20 protein-coding genes are annotated in these 22276 nt (G+C 72.6%); 8 read left to right on the top strand and 12 right to left on the bottom strand.

Annotated features, from left to right (window positions below; genetic code table 11):
* Positions 1–31 precede the first annotated feature (31 nt).
* The 3 genes from UIS43_RS00460 to UIS43_RS00450 all read left to right on the top strand — a co-directional run bounded on the left by UIS43_RS00460 (position 32) and on the right by UIS43_RS00450 (position 3026).
* Positions 32–877 carry a DsbA family protein gene (locus tag UIS43_RS00460; protein ID WP_071621788.1) on the top strand — a complete coding sequence of 282 codons (846 nt, stop codon included), beginning with the start codon at positions 32–34 and terminating at the stop codon, positions 875–877.
* A complete protein-coding gene (locus tag UIS43_RS00455) occupies positions 870–1775 on the top strand; it encodes a cytochrome c biogenesis CcdA family protein (RefSeq protein WP_013152386.1) in 906 nt (301 codons plus the stop codon). The genes UIS43_RS00460 and UIS43_RS00455 overlap by 8 nt, the downstream gene beginning before the upstream one ends.
* 246 nt (positions 1776–2021) lie before the next feature.
* Positions 2022–3026 (top strand): arsenic resistance protein, encoded by a 1005-nt coding sequence (locus UIS43_RS00450; protein WP_013152385.1) that lies wholly within the window; start codon positions 2022–2024, stop codon positions 3024–3026.
* A gap of 30 nt (positions 3027–3056) precedes the next feature.
* Here UIS43_RS00450 and UIS43_RS00445 read toward each other — a convergent pair whose 3' ends face one another.
* Positions 3057–3797: a MerR family transcriptional regulator gene (locus UIS43_RS00445; protein WP_370012152.1), complete on the bottom strand. Its 741-nt coding sequence runs from the start codon at positions 3795–3797 to the stop codon at positions 3057–3059.
* 312 nt (positions 3798–4109) lie between these two features.
* Between UIS43_RS00445 and UIS43_RS00440 the strand changes: the two genes are divergently transcribed.
* Positions 4110–4766: a hypothetical protein gene (locus tag UIS43_RS00440; RefSeq protein ID WP_013152383.1), complete on the top strand. Its 657-nt coding sequence runs from the start codon at positions 4110–4112 to the stop codon at positions 4764–4766.
* A gap of 110 nt (positions 4767–4876) precedes the next feature.
* Positions 4877–5494 carry a hypothetical protein gene (locus UIS43_RS00435; RefSeq protein ID WP_013152382.1) on the top strand — a complete coding sequence of 206 codons (618 nt, stop codon included), beginning with the start codon at positions 4877–4879 and terminating at the stop codon, positions 5492–5494.
* A gap of 228 nt (positions 5495–5722) precedes the next feature.
* Here UIS43_RS00435 and UIS43_RS00430 read toward each other — a convergent pair whose 3' ends face one another.
* From UIS43_RS00430 to UIS43_RS00415, 4 genes are all read right to left on the bottom strand, one after another.
* On the bottom strand, positions 5723–6175 hold the full coding sequence (locus tag UIS43_RS00430) for a thioesterase family protein (RefSeq protein WP_013152381.1): 453 nt from the start codon (positions 6173–6175) through the stop codon (positions 5723–5725).
* On the bottom strand, positions 6172–7161 hold the full coding sequence (locus UIS43_RS00425) for a 3-hydroxyacyl-CoA dehydrogenase NAD-binding domain-containing protein (protein WP_013152380.1): 990 nt from the start codon (positions 7159–7161) through the stop codon (positions 6172–6174). Before UIS43_RS00425 ends, UIS43_RS00430 begins: the two co-directional genes overlap by 4 nt.
* Before the next feature lie 40 nt (positions 7162–7201).
* Entirely contained in the window at positions 7202–8101 is a 900-nt protein-coding gene (locus tag UIS43_RS00420; RefSeq protein ID WP_071621784.1) for a 3-keto-5-aminohexanoate cleavage protein, read from the bottom strand.
* A gap of 153 nt (positions 8102–8254) precedes the next feature.
* A complete protein-coding gene (locus UIS43_RS00415) occupies positions 8255–9193 on the bottom strand; it encodes a TetR/AcrR family transcriptional regulator (protein ID WP_041552485.1) in 939 nt (312 codons plus the stop codon).
* A 236-nt stretch (positions 9194–9429) separates the two neighbouring features.
* Here UIS43_RS00415 and UIS43_RS00410 point away from each other — a divergent pair, with 236 nt between their 5' ends.
* Both UIS43_RS00410 and UIS43_RS00405 read left to right on the top strand, forming a co-directional pair.
* The gene (locus UIS43_RS00410) at positions 9430–11061 is read left to right on the top strand and encodes a BCCT family transporter (RefSeq protein ID WP_117199448.1); all 1632 of its coding nucleotides are present in this window, start codon (positions 9430–9432) and stop codon (positions 11059–11061) included.
* Positions 11062–11500: 439 nt separating this feature from the next.
* Positions 11501–12079, top strand: coding sequence for a hypothetical protein (locus tag UIS43_RS00405; RefSeq protein ID WP_370012151.1), 579 nt, complete (start codon positions 11501–11503; stop codon positions 12077–12079).
* A 124-nt stretch (positions 12080–12203) separates the two neighbouring features.
* Here UIS43_RS00405 and UIS43_RS00400 read toward each other — a convergent pair whose 3' ends face one another.
* The 3 genes from UIS43_RS00400 to UIS43_RS00390 form a co-directional block, all read right to left on the bottom strand.
* On the bottom strand, positions 12204–13385 hold the full coding sequence (locus UIS43_RS00400) for an oxygenase MpaB family protein (protein ID WP_071621781.1): 1182 nt from the start codon (positions 13383–13385) through the stop codon (positions 12204–12206).
* 169 nt (positions 13386–13554) lie between these two features.
* A complete protein-coding gene (locus UIS43_RS00395; RefSeq protein ID WP_232238649.1) occupies positions 13555–14916 on the bottom strand; it encodes an MFS transporter in 1362 nt (453 codons plus the stop codon).
* A 56-nt stretch (positions 14917–14972) separates the two neighbouring features.
* On the bottom strand, positions 14973–15920 hold the full coding sequence (locus UIS43_RS00390) for an SDR family oxidoreductase (RefSeq protein ID WP_071621779.1): 948 nt from the start codon (positions 15918–15920) through the stop codon (positions 14973–14975).
* 535 nt (positions 15921–16455) lie between these two features.
* On the opposite strand from UIS43_RS00390, the gene UIS43_RS00385 reads away from it, so the two are divergent.
* Positions 16456–17217 carry a phytanoyl-CoA dioxygenase family protein gene (locus tag UIS43_RS00385; protein ID WP_071621778.1) on the top strand — a complete coding sequence of 254 codons (762 nt, stop codon included), beginning with the start codon at positions 16456–16458 and terminating at the stop codon, positions 17215–17217.
* A 32-nt stretch (positions 17218–17249) separates the two neighbouring features.
* Here UIS43_RS00385 and UIS43_RS00380 read toward each other — a convergent pair whose 3' ends face one another.
* The 4 genes from UIS43_RS00380 to UIS43_RS00365 all read right to left on the bottom strand — a co-directional run bounded on the left by UIS43_RS00380 (position 17250) and on the right by UIS43_RS00365 (position 21640).
* Positions 17250–18017, bottom strand: a complete 768-nt coding sequence (locus UIS43_RS00380; protein ID WP_370012149.1) for a class I SAM-dependent methyltransferase — start codon at positions 18015–18017, stop codon at positions 17250–17252.
* A gap of 210 nt (positions 18018–18227) precedes the next feature.
* On the bottom strand, positions 18228–19118 hold the full coding sequence (locus UIS43_RS00375) for a glycoside hydrolase family 19 protein (protein ID WP_019611558.1): 891 nt from the start codon (positions 19116–19118) through the stop codon (positions 18228–18230).
* A 399-nt stretch (positions 19119–19517) separates the two neighbouring features.
* Entirely contained in the window at positions 19518–20438 is a 921-nt protein-coding gene (locus tag UIS43_RS00370; protein WP_358455676.1) for an RNA polymerase sigma-70 factor, read from the bottom strand.
* The gene (locus UIS43_RS00365; protein ID WP_117198342.1) at positions 20435–21640 is read right to left on the bottom strand and encodes an NAD(P)/FAD-dependent oxidoreductase; all 1206 of its coding nucleotides are present in this window, start codon (positions 21638–21640) and stop codon (positions 20435–20437) included. The genes UIS43_RS00370 and UIS43_RS00365 overlap by 4 nt, the downstream gene beginning before the upstream one ends.
* Positions 21641–22276: the final 636 nt, after the last annotated feature.

Here is a 22276-nt window from a genome sequence, read left to right as displayed (position 1 = left end):
AAACAGCGTGAGTCGACCGAGGGGCACCCACATGTCCAGCTCATCCGGGTCCGGACCCGGCCGCGGGAAGAAGCAGGTGAACGCCCGGCCCTCGCCGGGCGCGGAGCGCGGGCGGGGGCGTACCCCGGACGGGGGCGGCGGTTCGTGGCGGGGCCTCCTGTTCGCCGGCCTCGCCCTGCTGGTCGTCGCGGGTCTGCTCGTGGCCAACCGCGCCGTGGACGACCGGGCGCAGGAACCCGCGGCGCGGGAGCCGGCGGCCGACTCCGCTCCCCACTCCGCCGGAGCCGACGACCAGACCCCCGACCAGCGTGAGTTCGGGGCCCTGCTGGCCCGCCGGGACCCCGAGGACCCCGCCGCGATGGGCGAGGTCGACGCCCCAGTGGTCATGGTGGCCTACTCCGACTACAACTGCCCCTACTGCGGCCGCTGGGCCCGGGAGACCCAACCCGAGCTGATGCACTACGTCGAACGGGGGGACCTGCGCATCGAGTGGCGCGACTTCCCCATCATCACCGGTTCCTCGGAGACGGTCTCCCACGCCGCCCGGGCCGCCGGGATGCAGGGCGGGTTCTGGGAGTTCCACGAGGCCTACTTCGCCCACGGGGAGAAGTTCGAGGGCGAGGCCCTCGAAGAGGTGCTGGACGGGATCGTCGCGGAGCTGGGCATGGACCCCGAGCGCTTCGAGGAGGACCGGCACGGCGACGAGGTCGCCTCGATGGTGAGCCGCGACTTCGCGGAGGCGCAGGGGATCGGGGTCACCTCCACCCCCGCCTTCCTCGTCAACGGCCAGCCCCTCATGGGTGCCCAACCGCTCTCCGTGTTCGTGTCGGCGATCGAGGACGCGCTGGCGGACGCCGGGAGGGACGGCGATGGCTGACGTCGGTCTCGTCGCGGCCCTGGCGGGCGGCGTGCTCGCCCTGTTCAGCCCGTGCAGCGCCCTGCTGCTCCCCTCGTTCTTCGGGTACGCGTTCCGCGACCCGCGCCGCCTCCTGGGCCGCACCGGCGTGTTCTACCTGGGCCTGTGCACCACGCTGGTTCCACTCGGCGCGGGATCGGCCGCGGTCAGCCGCCTGTTCTACGGAGAGCGCGAACTCCTCATCACCGTCGCGGGCTCGCTCGTCATCGCCTTCGGCGTGGCGCAGATCGTGGGCTTCGGGTTCTCCTCGCGGCTGGCCCGGCGTCTCCAGGGGCGCTTCTCCGGACGCACGAACACCGTCTCGGTCTTCGGGCTGGGCGCGGTGTACGGATTCGCCGGTTTCTGCTCCGGGCCGATCCTCGGCGCGGTCCTGACCGTCGCGGCCACCGGCGGTCCCCTGCGCGGTGCCCTGCTCCTGGCGGTCTACGCTCTGGGGATGGCTGGCCCTCTGTTCGTGCTGGCGCTGCTGTGGGACCGCTACGACCTGGGAGAGAAGCGCTGGCTGCGCGGACGCACCGTCTCCCTCGGCCCCGTGCGCGTCCACACCACGAGCACGCTGTCGGGCCTGTTGTTCGTCGCCATCGGCGTGGTGTTCCTGCGCTATGACGGAACGGCGTCCCTCTTCGGCGGCGTCGGGGCGTTCGACGACCAGAGCTACCGGGTCCAGGAGTGGCTCTTCGCCGTCGGCGGGGCGGGGATCGACGTGTTCGTCCTCGCCGCGGCCGGGATCGCCCTGCTCGCGGCGGGCGTCTGGCAGTGGAGCCGGGCGCGCGGGCCGAAGGGCTCCGAGGGGAGGGACCCCGCTCAGGAGGGGTCTGCCCGAGGCACGCGCTCCGAGACCACCGGCGGAGGAGCGTGAGCGCGCTGACCGGCGGGCGGCACCGGCGCGGCGCACCGTGCGCACCAGCGCGCCGCCGTACCCCGACGCCGGTCCCGACCGTGGGCGCTCGGATCGGCGGGCTCCGCGGGGCCGCGCACATGGGCGTGCGCGCGAGGGCCCCGGCCGCGGCGCGTGCCGGGCCCGGTCCTCGGGTCGGCGCGAAGGCCTACCGTGGGCGCATGGTGTTGATACGGGTCTTCGAAACCGCCGAGGAGCACTGAACAGATGTCGCTGGCCGAACGCCTCCAGAGCCTGTTCGTGGCCCTGGCCGCCGTGGCGGGGCTGGCCGCGGGCCTGCTGCTGCCCGTCGGTCCGGCGGCCGAGCACGTGGTGCTGCCCGCCCTGCTGGCGATGCTCACCGCCGTGTTCGCGCAGATGGACGCCGCCCACGTGGGCGAGGTCGGGCGCGCCAGGACCCTGGTCGCCGTCAGCCTGGCGCTCAACTTCGTGTTCACCCCGGCCCTGGCCTGGGCCCTGGGAGCGGGGCTGCTCGGGGGCGAACCGGACCTGCGCATCGGTCTGCTGTTGCTGCTGGTGACCCCGTGCACGGACTGGTACCTGGTCTTCACCGCCGTGGCGCGCGGGCACACCGGCATCGCCGCCGCCCTGCTGCCGGTCAACCTCGTCCTCCAGCTCGCGCTGCTGCCGGTGTACGTGCTGCTGCTGGGCGGCCGGGCCGCGATGGTCGACGCCGCCACCCTGGCCGAGTCGGTGCTGCTCGTCCTCGTCGTCCCGCTGGCCCTGGCCTCGGTGCTGCGGTGGGCCTCATACCGGTTCAAGGGGGCCGCCTGGCGCGAGCGGTACGTCACCGGTCCGGCCTCGCGCCTGGTCCTGCCGCTGCTGTACGCGGCCGTGCTGGCGATGTTCGCCTGGCAGGCCCGCACCGTCCTGGAGCACGGCGCCGACCTGCTCGCCCTGCTGCCGCCGCTGGCGGTCTTCTTCGTGGCGCTGCCCCTGATCGCCACCGGCCTGTCCCGGATGCTGCGCCTCCCGGCGGACCAGGGGGTCACCCTGGTCATGACCACCACGGCCCGCAACTCGCCCATCGCGCTGGCCGTCGCGGTCGCGGCCTTCCCCGACCGGCCCCTGATCGCGGTGGCGCTGGTCGTGGGACCGCTGGTGGAACTGCCCGTGCTGGCCCTGCTCGCGCAGCTGGTGAGGGTACGGCCTCCCGCCGCGAGCGGGTCCGCTCCGGCCCGGACCCGCCAGGGGCACGGGCGCGAGCGCTGACCCCTCGGACTCCGGCTCCTCGGCGCCGCGTCAGGGCGCGTCGCCGCCCCCGTCCGGAACCCCCTCCCGAAGGAGGGCGCTCAGATGCTTGAGCACCCGCAGCTGCGCGGGGTTGTACAACTGCGCCATGGCCTCGGCCATCGTGCGTTCGGCGCGCTCCGCGCCGCCCGGCGCGTCGGCGGCGGGGTCGGCCGACCACGGGTTCTCCTCACTCCGTCTGCGCACGACCGGCAGCATGCGCGCGGCGAGGCGGTCGATCGCGGCGTCGTCCGCGTCCTCGGGCAGGGCCTCGAACTCCTCGTCCGTCTCGTCGGGGTCGCTGATCAGCTCGCGGAACTTCTCGACGGACCTCTCGCTGAGAACGGTCGAGTAGACCATCAGCAGTGATCGCTGCCGGTCGGAGAGCTCGTGGGAGACCGGCGCGAACGCGGGGGGAACGTAGGCCGGTGCGCGGTGGCGCAGGATGACGGCCAGCTCCGCCCGCACGCGGTTGAGCCGGTCGACCGTCGCCTCCAGCTCCTTGTCCAGCACGCGGATCGCCTCGTCCGGGTCCTCGTCCGCCCGTCCCATCGACGCCACCTCCGACAACGGGACGCCCAGATCGCTCAACCGCTTGATCTGGAGCAGACGGACCAGGTGGGAGACCTGGTACTGCTTGTATCCGTTCGCCGTCCGCTCCGGCACGTCCAGCAGGCCGACCTCGTGGTAGTACCGGACGGCCTTGACCGTCGTGTTGGCGAGCTCGGCAAGCTGCTGAGTACTCCAGGCCACGCGATGCCTCCTCCTCCGCCGCGACCGCGGGCGGCGTCACGCCCCACGCGGACACACAGTCCACACCCTGCCCCGGGGGCAGGGTCAAGCGGCGCCCCCTCGTTCGCCCCCGTTCGCCCCGCGTCTTCGACGCGGGACGGCTCCCGGGCTTGACCCTGCCCCGAGGGCAGCCTCTGGAATGGGCACGAGTGCCGATCGTGACCGGTTCGCGACCGGGCATGCCAGGTGCGCCCCAGCGGCGACGGGCACGCGGCGGTCGCGATACCGCGTCGGGTCGGCCACCGGCCCTCACGAGCGGACAGGGAGCCCGAAGTGATCAAGGAACGCAGACGGCGCGAGGCGGCCAAGCGGATCAGGGACGGCGACGGCCGTCCGCTCAAACGCTTCCGCTGGTGGCAGCCGCTCTCGCGCGCCCTGTTCCACCTGCCCCTGACCGACGGAGGCGGACAGCGCGCGGTCTACTCCGTCGACGTGCCCTACTGGCAGCGGGTCATGACCGAGGACGGCAAGGGCAGGGCCCACCTCTACCTGGACGGCAGGCACCACCTGGAGTCCACGCTCCCGGCGGTCTTCCCGGTGCCGGGAGGGGTGGTCGAGGTGGAGTCGACGGCCTTCGGGCTCAAACGCTGCCACCACGTGACCGCCGGGGGCGACGAGCGCCAGCTCGTTCCGGACGAACGCTCGGCGGAGGGCCGCCGCGCCCGCCTCGACCGCGAGCGCCCGGCGTTGGGCCGCCTGGTCAGGGCGGTGTCTCTGGTCCTGCTGGTCGTGCCGATCCTTCTCGTCGTCCCCCAAGTCGTCGAGGCGGTCTCGCGGGTGCCGCCGGTGGCCGAGCGCTTCGGCGCCTTCACCTCACCCGTCGACCTGCCGCTGTGGCTCAACGTCGCGCTCGGGCTGTGCGCCTCGGCCTCCAGCGTGGAGCGGGCCACCCGGCTGCGCTGGAACGCGCTGCTGGACGGCAGCGGCTGAACGCCGACGCCGCGGGGCGCGCGTTCGCGCGGCGCGGCACCGAGTACCGCGAGCCCCGGCGGCTCACCCGACCCCATCGAAACAGCCCCATCGAACACGGAGCCAGACACATGCGAAGCCTTCGCGAGCCCTTCCGGATCATCCGCGCGAACCTCGGCGCCTACCTCGTGATGAACGCGATCGCCTACGGCGTCTTCCTCGTCGGCGTGGGGGCGGCCCTGGCCTTCCCCGAACTGAACGCCGCCCAGGTCGGCTCCCAGCAGGAGGACGGGACGGCCGACCTGGTGGGGGAGCTGTTCGCGAACCCCTGGCTGTTCGGTCTGACCATCTTCGGGGTCAACGTGCTGACCGTCGCCCTGCTGAGGATCATGCTGCCCTCGATGATCGTGCCCTTCGCCGGAATCCCCCTCTTCGCCTACAAGGCGTACGAGACCGGCGTGATCCTCGCACCCCTCGACGCGACCACGGCCACGCTGATGATCCCGCACTCGCTCACGCTCGTCATCGAGTTCCAGGCCTACGCCCTGCTCATGCTCGGCGCCTACCTCCTCGGGAGGGCCTGGCTGCGCCCCGCGGCGGTCGGCGCCCCCGACCGCCGCCGCGGCTACCTCCACGGCCTCCGGCAGGCCGGCTGGTTGGGTCTGCCCGCGCTGGCGCTGTTCGTCGTCGGCGCGGCCTACGAGGCCTTCGAACTCGTCTACATCGTCCCCCGCATGCTCACGGGCTGATCCCGAAGCGTCAGCGGACGGGGGACCGCCAGCGGAGCACCCGGCCGCCCACGACGACCGGGTGCCCGCGCGTCGGCGCTGACGCCGAGCCGGTCCCCGCCGACGCGGGGGACGCCCGGGCCACACCCCCGCCTCCCGGTCCGCGGCCCTGGCGCCGCAGACCTTCGGGGGGTTCTTCGCCGGACGCGGCATGGTCGTCGGACTCGACGCCCGCGGGCCGACGGCGGGCTACCCCCCGACGGCGCGGCCCGCGTAGTCGGGCGCGGGTTCGGCGAGGGCGGCCAGGCGTGCGGCGGCCTCCTCCGGGAAGGGGACCGCCCGGCCCAGCGCCTGGTCGACGTGGAGCGCCATCAGCTCCTCGGTCGCCACCAAGGCGTCGCCGACCCGCATCTCGTGGCAGATCCGCACCTTCCTGGCGCCGGGTCGGTCCGGGCCCGGACCGACCACCCGGGTGCGGACCTCGACCTCGTCGTCCGCGGCGACCTCGCGCAGGTAGCGCACGTGCGCCTCCACCGTGTACAGCGAGCGGCCGGACCGCTCGCGGTAGGCGGCGTCCAAGCCGACCCGGTCCATCAGCGCGTCCGTCGCGAACCCGAAGACCAGGACGTAGTAGGCCTCGCTGAGGTGGCCGTTGTAGTCGATCCACTCGGGCCGCAGCCGCTGGGTGAGCGTCGCGCTCACGCGTCCGCCCCCGCCCGCTCGGCGGCCTCGGCGCGTTCGACCTCCTCCAGCGCGCGGGCCACCGCGATCAGGCGGCGGTCGCGCTGGGCGATCAGTTCGGCGGTGGAGCGCCCGGCCACGACCTCGTCCGTGCCCGCGACCATGCGGTCGCGCAGTCCGGCGGTGAGTTCGGGCGCCTCCAGGCGGGTCCACGGGGACTTCAGGGACGGGCCGAAGTGGTCGAGCATGTGCGCCATGCCGCCCTCTCCCCCGGCCAGGTGGAAGGTCAGGCAGGGGCCGAAGAAGGCCCAGCGCAGCCCGGGGCCGCTGGTCATCGCCAGGTCGATCTGCTCGACGGTGGCCTCCCCCTCGGCGACCATGTGCAGGGCCTCGCGCCAGGCGGCCTCCTGGATCCGGTTGCCGATGAACCCCGGCAGCTCCCGCTCCATGGTGATCACCGACTTGCCCGCGGCGCGGTAGAAGTCCGAGGCCCAGTCGACGGCCCACCGCTCGCTGCGCTCGCCGCCGACCACCTCGACCAGGGGCACCAGGTAGGGCGGGTTGAACGGGTGTCCGACCACGAGCCGCCCCGGTGTGCGGGCCCCCACCTGCATCTCGCTCATGCTGTAGCCGGAGGTGGACGAGGCGATGACCACGCCCTCGGGGGTGGCGGCGTCGATCTCGGCCAGCAGGTCGATCTTCAGGTCCAGGCGCTCCGGGGCGCTCTCCTGGACGAAGTCCGCGTCGGCCACGGCCTCAGCGAGCGTGTCCACGACCCGCAGGTTCGCCATGGAGGCCCCCTCGGCCGGGCCCAGCTCCTCCAGGGCGGGCCAGGCCGAGGAGACCAGCCCGCGCAGCCTGCTCTCGGCGTCCGGGGCGGGGTCCCAGGCGACCACCCGGTAGCCGCGGCCCAGGAAGTGGGCCACCCAGCCGCCCCCGATGACACCCGCTCCGACGCAGGCGACCGTGCGCACGGCCTCGGGGGTGGTTCTCGCGTTCTCCGTCATCGTGCTCCTCGTGTGGTCGGCGGTTCGTGTGGGGCGGTGGTCAGGCGGCGCGGCGGAGCCCGAGCATGGCGCGGGTCTCGTCCGGTGTGGCCACCCGGGCGCCGAGCTGCTCGATGATGTTGACGGCCTTCTCGGTGAGCTGGCCGTTGGTGGCCTTCACCCCGCGGCTGAGGTAGAGGTTGTCCTCCAGCCCCACCCGGGCGTGCCCGCCGAGCAGCACCGACTGCGCCACCCACGGCATCTGCTTGCGGCCGATGGAGAAGCTCGCCCACTGCGCGCCCTCGGGGAGCAGGTTCACCATCGACTGGAGGACGCCCGGGTCGGAGGGCGCCCCGTAGGGGATGCCGGTGCACAGCTGGAACAGCGACGGGTCGTCGATGAGGCCCTCGGCGTGCATGGTCTTGGCGAACCACAGCTGGCCGGTGTCGAAGATCTCCAGCTCCGGGCGGACCCCGAGTTCCTGGATGCGCCTGGCGCCCGCGCGCAGCATGTCCGGGGTGGAGATGTACACCTGGCTCCCGTCACCGAAGTTCAGGCTGCCGCAGTCCAGGGTGCAGATGTCGGGCAGCAGTTCCTCCACGTGCGGCAGGCGGTCCAGGCCGTTGACGAGGTCGGTGCCCTCCTCGAACTCGAGCGGGTCCTCCTGGCCGATCACCAGGTCGCCGCCCATGCCCGCGGTGAGGTTGATGACGATGTCCACGCCGGTCTGGCGGATGCGGTCGACGACCTCCCGGTAGAGGGCGTTGTCGCGGGAGGGGGCGCCCGTCTCGGGGTCGCGGACGTGGATGTGCACCACGCTGGCACCGGCCTCGGCGGCCTCGACCGCGGCGGCGGCGATCTGCTCGGGCGTCACCGGCACGTGCTCGCTGCGGCCGACGGTGTCCCCGGCGCCGGTGAGGGCGCAGGTCAGGATGGGTTTGGGGTTCATGGTGTCGCTCATGGCGGTGCTCCGTCTCCGTGTGTGTGCGGTGTTGCGGATGCTGTGGACGGGCGGCCCCCGGGGCCGGAGGGGGCGTTTTCGGGCGCGCGGAACCGAGGTGAGGGCTCCGGAGGGGGCCGGGGCGGGTACGGGCCGGGTCGAATGCGGGCTGGCTCAGTCCCCCGGGGCGCCACTGCCGCCCGGGATATCGCCGTCCCCCGGGGCGCCGCGACGGCCCAGGACGTCGCTGTCGATGACCGAGCGCAGGGTGTCACGCATGTGGGCGACCGACCGCCCGGGCATCCCGGTCATGACCTGGATGCCCATGCCGTCGATGAGGGCGGTGAGGCGTCTGGTCATCTCCTCGACGTCGAAGTCGGCGAAGACCCCGCTCTCCCTGCCCTCGCGCAGGGTGCGGGCGATGGTCTCGTGCCAGCGCAGGTAGGAGTCGGTGTGCAGCCCGCGCATCCGCGGGTCCAGCGCCGCCGCCGTCCACACCTGGAGCCAGATCGACCACTCCAGCCGCAGGCGCTCGGAGTCGGGGAGCTGGAGTTCGATGAGCCGCAGGAGGCGTTCGTAGGGGTCCTCGATGGTGTGCAGCCCCGCGACCTGGCGGTCGAAGGCCTGCTTCACCGAGTGGCGCAGCGCCTCCACCAGCAGGTCGTTGAGGGTCGGGAAGTAGTAGTGGACGGTGGCGCTGGACGTCCCGCAGGCCTGGGCGATCTGGGCGACGCGGACCGAGTGGAGGCCGCGTTCGGCGATGAGGGTCCACGCGGCCTCGATGATCTGGAGCCTGCGGCTGTGCTCCCGGGCGGCCGCGGGGTGGCCCGCCAGGCTCGCGGAGGTCGGCCGTACCGCCGACGAGTCGCGCGGTACCGCCGAGACCGTCTCCGCGTCGTCCTTGCCGTTGAGCAGCCAGTTGACCGTCACCCCGGTCTCGTCGGCGATACCGGCCAGTTCCAGGGCGGTGAAGCGCCGGGTGCCGGTCAGGGACTTGGAGAGTTTGCTGGGGTCGATGCCGAGTCTGGTCGCGAACTGGCGCTGGGAGAGGCCGGATCGGCGGATCGCCTCGCGGGCCCTGCCGCGCACGTCGTCGGCCACGTTGTCGCTCACGGTGGGAACGTAACAGCACGATGGCGATTTTCGCAACGCGGATGTGGTTGTCACTTCGTTACAGAGGCATCGGCCCGAGCGCCCCACTACCCAGGAAACCCTTGCCACCAAACGCTTTTCCTCATAACGGCAGCGCACAGCGGTGGACCGAGAACAGCGGTGAGGCGATTCTGACTGGTTGATTAGTCAAGCGCAACACAGTAGTAACTGGATAGCCCACGCCCTCGACCCCGGAGGTGACCCGAGCTATCCGCTGGAACATCGACAAAACAGTCTTCTGGCCCGCGCTGATCATGGTGATCGGCTTCAGCGCGCCGTTCGTGATCGCGCCGCAGACGGGTGAACGCCTGCTCGGCGAGGTCCTGTCCCGGCTCCAGTCCGACCTGGGCTGGGTGTACATGTGGTTCGTCGCCGCACTCGCGGTACTGCTCGTCTGGCTGCTCTTCAGCAGGTACGGCCGCATCAGGATGGGCGGCCCCGACGACCGCCCCGAGTTCTCCACCCCCACCTGGCTCGCGATGATCTTCACCGCCGCGATCGGCGGCGGCCTCATGTACTGGGGGATCATCGAGTGGGCGCACTACCACGTGGATCCCCCGTTCCAACTCGAACCGCACAGCGCAGAGGCCGCCGAGTGGTCGGCCACCTACCCCCTCTTCCACTGGGGTCCCACCGCCTGGGCGGTCTTCTGCGTACCGACCCTGGCCCTGGCCTACGCCTACCACGTGCGTAGAATCCGCCGCCTGCGCCTGAGCGAGGCCTGCCGCGGGGTGCTCGGCGACCGCGTCGACCGCTGGCCGGGGCGCCTGATCGACGTCTTCTTCATCCTCGGGATGATCGGGGCGGCGGGGACCTCGCTGGCCCTGGCCGTGCCCACCGTCGCCGAGGGCGCCTCCCGCATGCTGGGCTTCGAGCCGGGCCCCACCCTCAACACCATCGTCATCGGCCTGTGGACCGTGCTGTTCGGGGGCAGCGTCGCCCTGGGCCTGCACCGCGGCCTCAAGCGCCTGGCCAACCTCAACCTCTACCTGGCCGCCGCCCTGGGCGTCCTGGTCCTGGTGCTGGGCCCGGCGGTCTTCGTCATCGACACCTTCACCAACAGCGTCGGCATGCTCGCCCAGAACATCGTGCGGATGAGCACCTACACCGATCCGGTCGGCGGGTCCGGCTTCGAGGAGATCTGGACGGTCTTCTACTGGGGCTGGTGGATCTCCTACGGACCCTTCGTCGGCATGTTCTGCGCCAAGATCTCCAAGGGGCGCACCGTCCGGCAGATCATCGTCGGCATGTGCGGCTTCGGCAGCCTGGGCTGCTGGCTCTCGTTCGCGCTGCTCGGCAACTCCAGCATGGCCTTCGAGCTGAGCGGACAGGCGCCCATCGTCGACACCCTGGAGGCCGAGGGCGCGGTCCCGGCCATCTTCGCCACGCTGGAGGCGTTCCCGCTCAGCTGGATCATCACCCCGCTGTTCCTGCTGCTGTTGCTGGTCTTCCTGGCCACCACGCTGGACTCCGCGTCCTACATCATGGGCTCTGCCACCTCCCGTGACCTGCCCAACGAGGTCGAGCCCTCCCGGGCCAACCGCGTGCTCTGGGCGATCGTCCTGGCCGCGGTGTCGGTCTCGGTGATGTCGGCCGGAGGCACCGACGCGTTGCAGACCCTGTCGGTCGTGACCGCCTTCCCGCTGATCTTCATCCTGAGCCTGGTCGCCGCCTCCCTGGTGCGCTGGCTCCGCGAGGACGAGCGCTACCGTTCCGGCGCTGCGGCCCCCGGGGCCGGTACTGGAGCCGAGCCCGGTCTCGATCCGGACCGGGGGAAGGAACCGGGACTGGACACGCCTCCGTCACCGCCGACCCCGGCTGCGAGGTGACCCCTCCCAGGCGGTGGCACCCGGGGCGGTCCGGCTCCGGTGGCGGGCCCGCGCCCGCCGGACCGCCGGGGACCTCGCGCGGGCGGCCCTCGGCGGCCCCCTCCTGGTTCCCGCCCCCGGCGGCGCAGCGCTCCCGGTTCCGGAGCGGGGCCCGGCCCACTCGGACGCCCGCGTCCCCGCTCGGGACCACGGGCGCCGGGCGGGGCCGTCGTACACCAGGCGGGGCCACCCCGGGCGCGACGGAAGCGCACACGGCCACATGTGGCCAGGAGATCCGCCACGATGCGTGTCGGAACGGACACTAAACTACGTTCTGGTTCCGCTTCGACGGCTCCGCCGCCGTGGAGACCCGCCATACGGGGCACGGTATGAGCCGACCGTGGCGGACTCCTGCCCCGCCGTTCTCCGGCCCGCCTCTCCCCCGCCAGCAAAGGCCCCCATGCGACCCCAGCCCCCACAGCAAGGCCCGACCGCGTTCCCGGAGCGGATCCCCGTCCCCGGGCCGGTACGCGGCCTGGCCGCGGTGCTCTGGAGCTCCGCCGCCATCTCGTTGGCCGTGCTCGTCATCAACATGACCACCGCGCCCATGTTCGGCGTCGATCCCGGGTACGCGTTCGGCGCCTCGCTGCCCCACACCGTCATCGGCGTGCTCATGGCGGTGGCGGCGTTCCCCGTCACCCGCGGCCGTTCCTGGGCCCGGACCATGGCCAAGGTCGTCCTCATCATCCAGATCGTGCTGCAGTCCATGATGCTGCTCGGCGGAAACAGCGTCCTCTGGGCGCTGCTCCTGTTCCCCCTGGCCATCACCGGAGCGGTCCTGCTGCACCGGCCCGTGTCCCGGTGGTTCTTCGCGTTCCACGCCCAGGCCGCCGGTCAGGGGCATGCCCAGCAGTACACCCACCATCCGCACCATCAGGTGAACCAGGGCTACTACCCGCCCCAGCAGTACCCGCAGCAGCCCTACGGGCAGCAGCCACCGCAGCACGGCTCCTGGAACCAGGACCCCCGCCAGCAGTAGTTCGCGGACCGCCCCGCTTCCGTCAGCGGTACCCACCGGGGCCGACAGTGTCGGTGCCGAACACCGGCCCCTTGGTCTGCTGGAACCCCTCCGGCCCCTAACGCCCGTACTCGCGGCCGACCCCTCAGTCCTCGGCGCCGGTGGCGCCGCGCTGGTAGGCGGTCGGCTGGCCGGGCCTGGCCACCAGCTCGCGGGCGGCCGCCAGGTTCTGGTCGATCGCGGCCTGCCATCGCCTCGGGTCCCTGCGGCGGTGTTCGCGCGCCAGCGCGAACCCGGACAGCACCGGGCCCAGCCACGCGTCGGCGATCGGGGCCGGAGGTATCCGCAGGTCCTGGCACGCTCCGTCGCCGTGGATGCGGCGGGCGATCGCGTTCAGCGCCGGTCGGGCCAGCTCGCCGGGAACCTTGAGCATCGCGTGCAGGGCGGAGGTCGCCGAGGCCAGCGTCGCGTCCGCCAGCACGGCCGACTCCTCCGTTGCCGGTCCGGTCACGGCCTGGAACACGGCGTCCAGGCGTGCGGCGGCCTCGTTGCCCGTGATCCCCTCGACCAGGCGCGCGTCGATCCCCAGCAGGTGGGCGACGTACCACCAGTAGCGGTACAGGTCGGCCTGCTCGCGGCTGCTCAGCCCGAACCCGAGAAGTTCTTCGGCGGTGTAGGCGGTCAGGGTGAAGTCCATCCAGGTCCGCCCCAGGTCGACCTGGTTGATCGGGCAGCCGTCCGCCGAGCTGTCGTAGCCGCGGTTCAGCGCGAGCCTTCGCATGTGCGCGTGCAGTATCCGCACCTCCAGGGTCGCCACGTAACCCGGCTGTCCGACGCGGAGGCTGCCGGGCAGCATGGTCCGGGTGAGCCAAGCCCCGGTCTCCTGGATGCGCCGCTGCGCGGACTCGACCAGCCGACCCGTCGTCGTCAGCACCTCGGAGATCGACGGCGACTCGTAGACCCGGATCAGGGAGCCCGCGTTGAGCGCGATGATGTGCACCGGCGGCGGCGAGGTGTAGAACGGCATGGGGCCCTGGTCGAGCAGGGCGTCGTCCACGTAGCCGGGCGGGCTCTCGGTCTGCCGCAGCAGCGCCTCCAGTGCCGGGGGCGGGTCGGTGAGGGAGGTCAGGCCCTCCCGGATGCCCTTGTTCACCACGGGCCTGGCCTGTGGCATCCCGATCTCGTGCATCTCGGCGACGACCGCGTCGGCGAGCACGTCACCGGTGGTCAGCGCCCACTGCATCAGGTCGGCTCGGGCCTGGCCGAACTGGGCCAGGACGGTCTGCCGCCCCGCCCTCCGCGTCGGCCACGGGCTCTGCTCGGTCATGCTCTCTCCTTGGCGGTCTGGTGTTGGCAGTCGGGTTGGCAGTCGGGTGTCGGCCGTCCGCCCGGGCCGGGTGGTGTGCCCACGGGTTCCGGCCCGGGCGGACGGGACGGGACGGGATCACGGTCCCCGGACCCGCGGCGGCCCGGTTGGTGTGCCGTTCTCGGGCCGCTCAGCCGTGTGCCCGGGCCCGCGGCCTGTCCGGGGAGCCGTGGGCGTCGCCGCTCCCGGCGATGTCGCTCAGCACCTCGGAGGCGGCGAGTTCGTCACGGGCGGCGAGGCGGTCGAAGCCGTTGACGGCGGGGTAGACGTAGCGGCCCAGGGTCGCGATGAGGACCGCGCCGACGACGAGGACGCCCATCAGGACGGGGATGACGGGGTCGTAGGAGCCCAGCAGGTCGTACCCCAGCCCGAGGAGCAGCGGCCCCAGCGCGCTGCCCAGGAGGAACGCGGCCTGGACCAGGCCCAGGATGCGGCCGAAGTAGCGCGTGCCCAGGTAGCGGGTGATGAGCAGGGCGAGCAGGTCGCCCTCGATGCCGAAGGCGACGCCGATGAAGGCGACCGCGACGGCCGCGGCACCGAACGGCGGCTCCAGGAAGAACATCCCGGCGATGGGGGCGATCATCACGATCGGACCGATGACGCACGCGTGCACCCGGTCGAGGATGAGGCCGCCCGCCACCCGGCCCACCAGCGAGGCGAGTCCGAAGACGACCAGCAGGGTGGCGGCCTGGTCGGCGCTCAGCCCGCGGTCGGTCATCATCGGCACGAGGTGGACCTGGAGGCCGTAGACGACGACCCCGACCAGGCCCAGCCCGAGCGCGATGCCCCAGAACTGCCGGGTGCGGACCGCCTCGCCGACCGTCAGGCCGGGGAGTTCGAGGCTGACCTCGCGGCCCTCCACCCGGGCCTCCCGGACGAGTCGTCCGCGCACGTGCCGTTCGGCGCGGGCGCGCACGAACAGGGTGACCATCGTGACCGACACCAGGACCGAGATCAGCGCCATGAGGCCGTAGGCCGTCCGCCATCCGACGCCTTCGATGAGTGCTCCGGCCAGCAGCGGGGCCAGGGCCGAGCCCAGCCCGATGATGCCCGTCACCACTCCGACGGCGAGGGCGCGGTTGTTGTCGAACCAGCTCACCACCGCCCTGGTGGCGGGCACGGCCGTCCCGGCCCCGAAGAAGCCCACGAAGAAGCACGGGACGAGGTAGACCCACTCGACCGGCGGCACCAGCCCGATCAGCGCCATCGAGGCCGCGAACAGCACGAACCCCGGCACGAGGATGTACCGCGCGGCGAAGCGGTCCACGAGCTGGGCGACGATGACCAGGCCGATCGCCATCCCGACCGCCGCGACCGAGAAGGCCCCGGTGACGGTCGTGCGGCTGAAGCCGGTGTCCTCCACGATCGGCAGGACGAACAGGCCGATGGTGGCCAGGTACATCTGGGGGCCGACGGCGTTGGCGGTGCCGCTGCCGACGAGCACCCACCAGGGGCTCCTGGGTCTCGGCGTGCGGGGGGCGGCGGTACTCATGCGGTCTCCGTGGGTTGTGGGGCGGTCGGGCAGGCGGTGGCGGTCGGACAGGGCGGTCAGACGGCGGCGGGGAAGGAGACCCTGGTCAGCTCCTCGGAGACCTGCCAGACGCGCGCGGCCTCCCGGGCGCTGCGCAGCGGCGGGTACAGCCGCTGCTCGGACGGCGGGCCGCCCAGCCTCCCGAGGCCGCTGGGGCTGTAGAGCGCGCCGGGCTTGGCGGCCGGGTCGGTCGCGGCCATGAGCGCGGGCAGCTTCGACGTTTCGAGGGTGCCCAGCAGGATTCCGCGGGCAGACAGGGCCCGGATCCGGCGGATGTGGGGGGTGTCCTCGCCGCGGCCGATCTCGGGGCGGGCGGCCAGGAGGCTGGTCGGGGCCACCCCGGGGTGGGAGAGGTTGCTGGTGATGCCCCACCCGTGGGCCGTGCTGCGGCGGTCCAGTTCGAGGCCGAAGAGCCCGAACGCGATCTTGGACTGGCTGTAGGCGCGCATCCCGTTGTAGGAGCGCTCCCAGTTCAGGTCGTCCCAGTTGATGGAGCCGCGGCGCGCGGCGACGCTGATCTGCGAGGTCACCCGCGCCCGGCCCGCGCGCAGCAGCGGGAGGATGTGGCCCACGAGGGCGAAGTGGCCGAGGTGGTTGGTGCCGAACTGGAGCTCGTGGCCGTCGGTGGTGGTCTGCTGGTTCGGGGGTCTCATCACGCCGGCGTTGTTGATGAGGATGTGGATCGGCAGGCCCTCCCCGCGCAGGGTGTCGCCGAGGGCGGCGACCGAGGCGAGGGAGGACAGGTCGAGGCTGCGCAGCGAGACGTTCGCGCGGGGCACCGTCCGCCGGATCGCGGTGATCGCGTCCTCTCCCTTGCGTGTGTTGCGGACGGGCATGATCACCTCGGCGCCCGCGGCGGCCAGGCGCCTGGCCATGGCCAGGCCCATCCCGTCGCTGGCGCCGGTGACGAGCGCGCGCCTCCCGGTCAGGTCGGGCACGGTGATGTCGATGGTTCGACGTGGCATGGTCGTTCTCCCTCATGTCGTGGCTGGGGTTCGCCGCCGGGTCCCCGTCGCCGGGTCGGTCCGGCGGCCCCGGTCCGCGCGGGTGGTCCCGGTGCGGGTGCTCCCGGAGCGGACGGCCGCGCCACCGGCGAAGGCGTCGGTGGCGTTCGCCCGCGACCGCTCCGGGGCGGTGGGCGAAGGCACGTCGGGGCGGTGGGCGAGCACGCGTCCGCACGCCCTCCCGGGTCCCGCTCGGGCCCTGGTACCGATCCTGGACGGACGGCGCGGTCCTATCCAGGACCTGCCGATCACAGGCTCACCGGGCCGCCTCCCGGAGGATCGACGCGCCGGAGGAGCACCCGTTCCTGCCCCGGACGTACGCCACGGGGTCTCCGCCGCCCTGACCGGCGAGGGGGTCGGCCAAGGGGAAGGGCGGACTCCGTGTGTCGCGAGCGGCCGTGGGCCGGAGTTCCCGACCGGAGGCGAACCGCGATTGTCGGGTCGCTCCCCCGGAGTGCTCCCTAACGTGGCCGGTGAACGAGAGGGGAACCGGTTCATGCTGACCGATCACGACATCAGGGCCTTCGTCGAGGACGGGTTCGTCGCCCTGCGCGGGGCGTTTCCGCGCGAACTCGCCGACCGGGGCCGGGAGCGGCTGTGGGCCGACCTCGGCTGCGAGCCCGACGACCCCGCCACCTGGACCCGGCCGGTCGTCCGCCTCGGCGGCTACCACGACCCGCCGTTCCGGGAGGCCGCCACCACCCCCGCGCTGCACGAGGCGTTCGACCGGTTGGTGGGCGAGGGCCGTTGGCAGCGCCCGGGCGGGCTCGGCACCTTCCCCGTGCGCTTCCCCAGCGACGAGGACCCCGGGGACGCCGGCTGGCACCTCGACGCGTCGTTCGCCGGTGCCCGGGGGGAGCCCCGCGTCAACCTCCGCTCGCGTGGCCGCGCCCTGCTGATGCTCTTCCTGTTCTCCGACGTCGGCCCCGACGACGCCCCCACCCGCATCCGGGTGGGCTCGCACCGCGACGTGCCGCCGCTGCTGGCCGACGCCGGTGACGAAGGCCGCGAGTTCATGGACCTGTGCGGCGCCGCCGTCCCGGCCAGCGAGGGCCGCCCCGAGGCACTGGCCACCGGCGCGGCCGGGGACGTCTTCCTGTGCCACCCGTTCCTCGTGCACGCCGCCCAGCCGCACCGGGGCGCCGCCCCGCGCTTCATGGCCCAGCCGCCGCTGCTGCCCCTGGGGGAACTCGACCTCGACGCGCGGCGGCCCACCCCGGTCGAACGTCCGGTCATCGAGGCGCTACGCGCGTGCTGACCCGCGCCGGGGCCGCGCGGTGGTCCCGGCCGTCACGCACCGGCGGGCGACGGCGGCGCCTCCAGGACGAAGAAGAGGAAGCCGATCCTGGTCGACAGGGCGTGGAACTCGTCGGGGAACAGCTCACGGGCGGCCGGATCGGGCTGCGGCTCGCTGATGGCGCACAGGCGGAACCCGGCGGCGGTGAAGGCGTCGGTCATCGCGTGCAGCGGCCTGCGCCAGAACCTCAGCGGAACGGTCCGCCCTCCGAACGCGAACTCGGCACTGTAGCTGGTGGTCGCGAAGTAGTCGGGCCGGGGGTCCTGGATCGCGTAGTCCGTGAACGGGTGCTGCACCGACGCGATCAGCCGACCGCTGGGCCTGAGCACGCGCCGGAACTCGGCCAGCGTCGGGCCCCAGTCCTCCAGGTAGTGCAGCACCAGCGACGCGACCACGTCGTCGAACGCGCCGTCGGCGAACGGGAGGGGATCGCTCAGGTCGGCCACGCGCAGGTCCGCGTCCTCCCCGAGCCTGCGCCTGGCCAGCGCCAGCATTCCGGCGCTGGCGTCGACACCGGTGACGTCGGCGCCCCGGTCGCGCAGGGCGGCGGACAGGGGGCCCGCGCCGCAGCCCGCGTCCAGGATGCGGCGGCCGGTCACGTCCCCGGCCAGGGCCAGCATCGCGGGCCGTTCGTAGTAGGCGTTCTGGATGTTGTCCTCGTTGTCCGCCGCGTACGCCTCGGCGAAACCGTCGTAGTCGTTCGTCCGGGCCGGATGCGCGGCCCGGGCGGGGGTGTGGGGTACATCGGTGACTCGGTCCATCGCTGGAGCCTAGTGTGCGCACGGTCCGTCGGGCGGCCCCGTCACGGTCCGGGTGGGACGGAAGAGGCCGCCGCCCGGAGGAGATGGGACAAGGTCGTCGTGGTCCGGACCCGCGCTCCCGGAAGACCGGAGCGGAGGCGCTCCCGGCCGTGATGGCCGGGAGCGCCCCCGCCCGGACGTGGCCGGCGGGCGCTCGGCCGCGTCCGGGGATCAGCAGCTCAGGTTCGATCCGGTGGTGGTGCCGAGGATCTGGGTGAACTGCGTGAACTTGTTGATGCGGCTCTGGACCTGCGCCGGGTTGCCCCCGTTGCACTCGATCGAGCCGTTGATCGCACGGATCGTCTCACCGAAGCCGTGTCCGTTGACGATGGCGTTGTGCGGCGTGATCGTGCCGGGTCCGGACTGGGTGTTCCAGTACCAGAGGCCGGTCCGCCAGGCGACCGAGGCGTTCTGCTCGACCAGGTAGGGGTTGTTCAGCAGGTCGATGCCGAGGGCGTCGCCGGCGGCCTTGTAGTTGTAGTTCCAGCTGAGCTGGATCGGGCCGCGCCCGTAGTAGGCGGCCTGACCGGCCGGGCAGCCGAAGGGCTGGTTCCAGTCGCAGTAGTGCGGGTAGTTGGCCTCGTTGGTCTCCCTGATGTGCACCAGCCCGCCGGTCTCGTGGCTGACGTTGGCCAGGAAGGCGGCCGCCTCGCGCTTCCTCACCTCGGTGCTGCCGGTGTTGGCGAAGGCCGGGTAGGAGCTGAGGGCGGCGGTGAGGCCGCTGTAGGTGTAGAAGGGGTTCCGGTTCGGGAACATCTGGTTGAACTGGGCCTCGGTGACGACGAACCCGCTGGGGCCGGGCTCCTCACCGCCGCCGTCGGTGCCGCAGGGGCCCTGGTCGGTCCAGACCTCGGAGGTGCCGGGACGCTCGTTCTGCGTCCACCACCTGGCGGTGTAGTTGCGGCCGTCGTAGGAGACCTGCCCGCCGCCGGTGTAGACGGCGGAGGAGTTCCAGGCCGGCGCGCAGGTGGCGGCGGCCTGCGCGACGGTCACGGGGAGGACGACGAGCACAGCCGCGAGCGCGCCGAGCGCGGCCAGCTTGCTCAGGAGACGACGGATCACGTGTTCACACTCCTAGGGTGCGGCGCGACGTCCGACCGCGCGCCGCTGGGGGTGCCGTCACCAAAGCAAGGGTGGTCTAGACCTGTCAAGACCAGTAACACGGATCGTGAGGACAAGGTGACAGGAGGACCAGGACGGCGCACCGGCGTCGGGCTCGTCTCCGGGCCGCCGAAAGTCCGTCCTCACACGGCGAACGCACGGCAGGCGCCTCGGACACCCCTGCAGCCGACTCGGACGCGGCCGTCACCCACCCGCCCACCGACGGGTGATCCGCCGACCGGTTGCATCGGGTGGAAGATCCTCGCGTCTCATGCAATCCGGCCTACCGCACGAGGTCGGCCCTCCAGTCCGTGGCCAGGGGCGGAGCCCTTGTTCCTCAGGCCCCGCCCCGAACAGGGCTCACCGCGTCCCGACATCGTGAGTGATGCCGTCGGCGATGGCCTGGAGTTTGTCCGGATTGGCCACGTTGTGGACGGCGGTGATGCGGCCGTCGGCGTCGAAATCGAAGGTGACCGTGGCGATCACGCGGTCCGAGCCGCTGAACACCACGCCCGGCCCGCCGTTGACCTCGACGAGTTCGGCCCTCATGTCGGCAGGCTCGACGCCCTGGTAGGTGACGGTGCCGATAGCCGCGAACCAGGAGGCCACCGTGGACGCGCCCACGACCGGACGCATGGCCTGGCGGACCTTGCCGCCGCCGTCGGTCCACAGGGTGACGTCCGGGGACAGCAACTCCATCAGGGCGCTGATGTCACCGCCGGTCGCGGCGGCGAAGAACCGCTCGGTGACCTCGCGCCGCCTTGAACGGTCCGCGGTGAAGCGCGGCCGACGGGCCCGCACGTGCTCACGAGCGCGGTGCGCAGCCTGCCGCACCGCGGCTTCGGACCGCTCCACCGCCTCCGCGATCTCGGCATGGCTGAAGCCGAAAACCTCCTTCAACACGAACACCGCGCGCTCGAGCGGGCTCAGCGTCTCCAGCACCACCAGCATCGCCATCGACACCGACTCGGCGTCCGTGACGGCCTCAGCGGCGTCCCCGCTGGTGAGGATGGGCTCCGGAAGCCACGGCCCGACATAGGTCTCACGCTTGCGCCGCGTGGAGCGCAGCTGTTCCAGCGCCAGATTCGACACGATTCGCGTCAGGTACGCCTTGGGGTCGGCCACCTGCGAGCGGTCGGCGGCCGACCATTTGACCCAGGTGTCCTGGACCGCGTCCTCGGCATCGGCCGCGGTGCCGAGGACGCGGTAGGCCACCGAGAACAGCAGGTTGCGATGCCGGTGGAACACCTGCTGGTCGAGGTCCGGGGAAGGGTGGGTCACCGCGCCTCCCGGATCCGGGTGAAACGGCCGCCGCGGGGCCAGAACGCGCCCGAGGCGGGCATCTTCTTCATACGGCCCCACGTGGGCCAGGGCGAAGCAGTCACCGTCTCCTTATAGCGGACCGCCATGCGGCCGGTCAGACACACCCGTCGAGGGCTGTCGTCGGGGCGGGTGAACTGCACGACCGCGTCGCGCCGGCCCAGGCTCACCGGCGTGTGGTAGTAGCCGAAGCGGAACGGCTTGGGCTGCTTGCCCTTCAGCGTACGGACGATCGACACCGCGGCGTGGACACCGGTCGGCATGCCGCCCTGGCAGGTGCCGTGCATCACGCCGTAGCCCTGGAGGATCGCGGCCGCGTCGCCGATGGCGTACACCTCCGGATGCGACACCGACCGCAGCGCGGCGTCGGTGACGATGCGGTCGCGCTCGTCGACGGTCAGCCCGGCGGAGGCCGCCAGCGGCGACACCCGCGTACCGCTCGTCCACAAGACCGCGTCGGCGGTGATGCTCTCCCCGCCCACCAGCTCGACCGCACCGGGCAGCACCTTCGCCACCTCGACCCCGCTGCGCACCCGGACGCCCAGGCGCTGAAGCGCGGACCGCAGATACGTTCTGGCCTTGGGGTTCATGGTCGCACCGGGTTCGCGTCGGCCCAGCAGCACGACGTTCAGCTCCGGGTGCTGCTCGGCGATCTCCGCGGCCGACTCGACCCCGGTGAGCCCGCTGCCGGCGACCACCACCGTGCCGCTGCCGAGCCGCGCCAGCCGGTCGGCCAGCGCCTCGGCGTCCTGCGCGCTGTTCAGGGTGTACGCGTGCTCCTCGACACCCGGCACCGCCGCCGTGTCGGCCACGCCGCCCAACCCGTACACGAGCGTGTCGTAGTGCAGGATGCGGTCGTCGTCGATCCGCACGCTCCTCGTGTCCGTGTTCACCGCCGTCACCCAGCCGCGTACGAACTGCGCACCCGTCCCCTCCAGCAGCTCCGGGATGCTCAGCTCGGCGAGCTGCTGCCCGGTCGCCGTCATGTGCAGCCGCAGCCGTTCGGTGAACCGCTCCTGCGCGTTCACCAGGGTCACCCGCACGTCCTCGTGCTGCTTGAACCGGGCCGCGAGCTGGATCGCCGCGGACATGCCCGCGTAACCCGCCCCCAGGATCAGAACACGGTGTGCGGCCGCCATGCCTGCCTCGTCTTGTGCGCTCATCGTTCCGCCTTCCTCCACTTGCTGCCGACGACCACCAGATGGAAGCTGCCCGCCTATCCGTGACACGCGGCGGGTGTGATGCGCGACACAGTCGGCTTGGCGGCGCTCGTGACCCGCGCGACCAGCGAGTCCCCCTCGGCTGCGACGTGCTCCGGGACCGCGCCCGTGACCGCACGGTCTTCGGCTCCGTCCCGCTTCCCGGAGCTGGCCGGGCCGAGGCCCCCGCGCCTTGAAGGTGTGGCAGCAGACCAAGGGCTTCCAGCTCTCCCGCGAGCAGCTCACGGCCGTCATGCGCCTCATCGCTCGACGAACCGCTTCCCCACGGCGAGGAGGCGACGCTCAGCTACGGGTTCAGCGTGGACCCCGACCACGAGCAGGTGCTGATCGCGATCGGACCCGAGGGGGACGACGCGGTGTCCTCCAGCGGCGCCGTCCCCGCCTGAGGAGGTTTGGCCGTACCGCGCTCCCGACGGAGGCCGGGAGGGACGATGTTTACCCGCCGCCGGACGGGTAGACAGGTTGGTGTGCACCCGCGCGCTCCTCGGGCCGCGGGGACGGCCTCCACGGCCGTACGGCCCGGGACGACGCGGCGCGGGTGCCGGGTCGGCGCCTCTCGGGGGTGAGCGCGCACGACCC

The organism is Nocardiopsis sp. LDBS0036 (assembly GCF_041228755.1).
Lineage (GTDB): Bacteria > Actinomycetota > Actinomycetes > Streptosporangiales > Streptosporangiaceae > Nocardiopsis > Nocardiopsis dassonvillei.
The sequence above is the reverse complement of the archived record's forward strand: the minus strand, read 5'-3'. Positions and strand labels throughout refer to the sequence as shown.